Below are 3,447 nucleotides of genomic sequence, written 5' to 3' on the forward strand. Positions count from 1 at the left end.
TGGATGAATCGGTGCAGATCTACAATAGGGAGCGGCCACACTTATCCCTGAAATACAAAACGCCCGATGCGGTGCATCGGGCGTTTTGAGCGTGAAACAGGTGTAAACCTATTTCAGGACTAGACACCCAGCAGAGCGGATTTTGTCTGGTAGGCGCGATTGGACTCGAACCAACGACCCCCACCATGTCAAGGAGAGGAGCAATACCCCCTAGCCCATACAGGCTATGGCCTTGAGAGAACGCCCATTCACATCATGAGGCGTCAACATGGCTAACATCCGCTCCCTACCATCAGGCAACTGGAACGCTCAGGTCAGATTGAAAGGGAAACCCCCTCAGTCGAAGACATTTGCTACACAGGCTGACGCTCAGGCATGGGCTGACAAGCTTGAGGCTGTCATCAAGGACCATAAGCACCACACCATCTTTACATTGGGCATGACCTACTGTGACTCCCACCTCAAGGGCAAGGGTTCCTACACCCATGCTGTCCAGATCGTTGAGCAACTAGCTCACGCCTTCCCTCAGTCAATTCATGACATAACCCCTAAGCTCGTAAACGATTTCAAACTGATGCGCTTACAGACCGTCAAGGCAGCCACATGCAGACATCAGTTAGCGTTCCTCTCTCGGTTCTTCAAGTACGCTAAACGTGGCCTGCTAATAGACATACCTAACCCTGTCTGTGATATCACCCTACCTAAGCCTGACAAGTCCAGTGACAAGGTGGTGACTGCTGGTGAGCTACGTCTAATCCTCAATGAGCTATCACCCAAAATGGCACTGATAGCAGAGCTTGCATATGAAACAGCCATGCGTCGTTCTGAGATACTGAAGCTGACAGTTAACTGCCTGCATCTGGAACAGAGGATTGTGGACGTAGTAGATGGCAAGAATGGTACACGCTCAGTGCCCCTGACCTTACGTGCGATAGAGCTTCTGAAAGAGGCTCAGAGACTCGCCATAGCAGAACGTATACAACGAGGCAGACTGTTCTCTGTAGCGCCTCACAGCGTTTCACAGGCCATCAGGAGAGCTAGGACAGCAGCTAACCTTGATAGTAATGTAAGGCTGCACCAGCTCAGACATACAAGAATAACCAATGTAGCTAAGAGAGGGTTTAACAACGCTCAGATAATGATTGTGTCGGGGCATAGGGACACAAGGTCTGTCGCCAGATACTCTCACCTGAATGCTAAGGATGTATTACATCTGATTGACTGAGACCCTACAAGCTCACTGGTGAGGCGTAAAACCCTGATCCTCATCAGTTGCAGGCTTTGCTTATAGCGTGCCTTACAGAGCCTTACAGGAAGCGTAGGGACACGCACACTCTCTTATCTCATAGTATCAAAACAAACTAATGAGCCCACTTTAAAAATAGTTTGAGGACTTTTGCCTGAAATCTAGGTATATATATTTGAGTGAGAAAAATATCTCAATTTAGTTTGTCCGGTTTTCCCTAAAAATCAGGTATAGTATATATAGGAGAAGCTTTTCTCCTTCTGCAACCCTCTTTCACTTGCTACACCCTCTAGCACCATCCTCCTTGCTCGCCATTACGCGATGTAGGAACACAAGACTTCCTCCTAGATAATATCACGCCCAATCACAGTGGGGGATATAGGGGGCTGCTTTACTAACTCACTTATAGGTAAGACTAAATGTCTATTACTTTAGAACAGATTGTTGCTCTGCAACACAATCAACTTAATACACTACCAAGAAAGATTATTTGGCTCATGGTTCGTAATCAGGCTGATGTCTTTGGTTGGTCTACTATCTCAAGCGCTGACTTCTGTATTGCTACAGGGCTCCCCAGACGCTCTGTAGAAGGCGTTCTAAAGCATCTGGTAGCAACAGCAATGGTTGAGCGTAGAAAGACTGGCAAGGCCCATTCAGCTCGTTATCAATATCGTATCATCACTCTCTAAGTAAACTCTCTCCAATAAGGAACACACATATGCGTACATACAAACACGAAGACCTTGTAGCATTGGCACAAGAAACAGGACGCTCCCTTGACGAAGTAAAACAAATTGCTCATAACTCAGGCTGGGTACTAGAGCAGGAGGCACGCCCTCTCCGAGCCCTTGACAGTTCCAAGGATGCAGTAGCCATTATGAAACAAGTCAAGCAAGCCACTCTTGAGCGTCTCTACAAAGAGGATCCACTGATCCGAGAGAGCCTAGATATGCAAGTTGCAGTGCAGCAAGCACGACTTGATCGAACCACCAATAAGCCTAGCAATAACCAGTATGATAGCGAAGGGAACTTCACTGGCGTAACGAGAAGCATCATAAGCGGTCCAGCGGCAACTGGTAAGAACCAAACTGATGCCATGAAAGCAATCAAGGCAAGCGTCTATAAGCGTCTAGGAGTTCAAGAATGAACTATTACATCTCAGAGGGTGAGCGTCAGTATCAGGAACATCGTAAGGCTCAGCTCAAGGCCATGATTGAACAGGCAGAGGTGAGTAACAATAGCCTTGTAGGTGAAGTGAAGACTTACAAGGGGGTTAGCTACCAGATGCATCAGCGTGGAAGCTATGTCTGTGTAGGCCTTCCTAAGAATTCACCGTTGGAAGGTACATTCACATCAGCCTTTGCTTTGCATAAGATCATTGATGAAATGGAAGTACGTAAGCCTATCAAATGAAGACAATCATTAGCTGGATGGTTACAGCATTCATCGTGTATGCCATCTGCCTAACCCTCCTTACTATTGCCAGACTAACCCTAACGGTTATGTCATGCACCACTTGAAAGCATCCGTATGAACTCAGATGACGACTACATCAATATCCCTGACCTAGAGTATCGACCAAAACACCTCATCCCTACAACCATCAAGCGAGGACTAGCAAAGGAACTGATAGCAGCTAAGGGTAATACCAAAGCCATCTCCGCCCTCTCTTTACAGTATCGACTCTCGTCACAAGCAGCAGGCTACATCTCCAACCTACAGCTAAAAGACATTGAGCAATCTCAAAAACGACGATAAGGATTCTATGAAAGAGAAAACACTGTTCATTGCTGAAGCCCTTCCGGGCAGCGGCAAGTCCACCAAGTTTATTCAGTCAATACCACAGCTAATCATAGACAACAACATTGTTTATGCAATGCCCACGAACAAGCTTATCAAGGAGTTAGCATTAGACATAAACGTCAAGGCTGGCATTGCGTCTTCTATAGTCATTAACTCCGAGGTGGTCTTACACACGCTTTGAGAGGCCCTAGCAGCTCGCTCATGAAAGGTTATACCTTACACCTAACGCCTCCTACAAGAGCTCTCAGGAGCTTACAGAAAACAAGAAGAATGAGCTGGTCTAATGACCCCGGACACCTTAATGGGTGAAACTATATCCATTGAGGAGTCACCATGACCAAGAAATACAGAAAATTCGATGCAGCCTTCAAGCTTGATGTCTGCAAGCTCATCGTTGA

The 3,447-nt window shown here is 46.6% G+C and carries 5 protein-coding genes; all 5 read left to right on the forward strand.

Annotated features, from left to right (window positions below; translation table 11 throughout):
• Positions 1-268: 268 nt before the first annotated feature.
• The 5 genes from RGM3321_RS00265 to RGM3321_RS00285 all read left to right on the forward strand — a co-directional run bounded on the left by RGM3321_RS00265 (position 269) and on the right by RGM3321_RS00285 (position 3,230).
• Complete coding sequence (locus tag RGM3321_RS00265) at positions 269-1,225, forward strand: site-specific integrase (RefSeq protein ID WP_244391048.1); 957 nt, start codon at positions 269-271, stop codon at positions 1,223-1,225.
• Positions 1,226-1,665: 440 nt separating this feature from the next.
• Positions 1,666-1,935: a hypothetical protein gene (locus RGM3321_RS00270; protein WP_080267605.1), complete on the forward strand. Its 270-nt coding sequence runs from the start codon at positions 1,666-1,668 to the stop codon at positions 1,933-1,935.
• A gap of 29 nt (positions 1,936-1,964) precedes the next feature.
• Positions 1,965-2,393: a hypothetical protein gene (locus RGM3321_RS00275; RefSeq protein WP_244391050.1), complete on the forward strand. Its 429-nt coding sequence runs from the start codon at positions 1,965-1,967 to the stop codon at positions 2,391-2,393.
• Positions 2,390-2,659 carry a hypothetical protein gene (locus tag RGM3321_RS00280; RefSeq protein ID WP_244391051.1) on the forward strand — a complete coding sequence of 90 codons (270 nt, stop codon included), beginning with the start codon at positions 2,390-2,392 and terminating at the stop codon, positions 2,657-2,659. Before RGM3321_RS00275 ends, RGM3321_RS00280 begins: the two co-directional genes overlap by 4 nt.
• Before the next feature lie 352 nt (positions 2,660-3,011).
• Complete coding sequence (locus RGM3321_RS00285; RefSeq protein ID WP_244391053.1) at positions 3,012-3,230, forward strand: hypothetical protein; 219 nt, start codon at positions 3,012-3,014, stop codon at positions 3,228-3,230.
• Positions 3,231-3,447: the final 217 nt, after the last annotated feature.

It is taken from the genome of Pseudomonas sp. RGM 3321 (genome assembly GCF_022836805.1).
In the GTDB taxonomy this organism is placed as follows: Bacteria; Pseudomonadota; Gammaproteobacteria; order Pseudomonadales; family Pseudomonadaceae; genus Aquipseudomonas.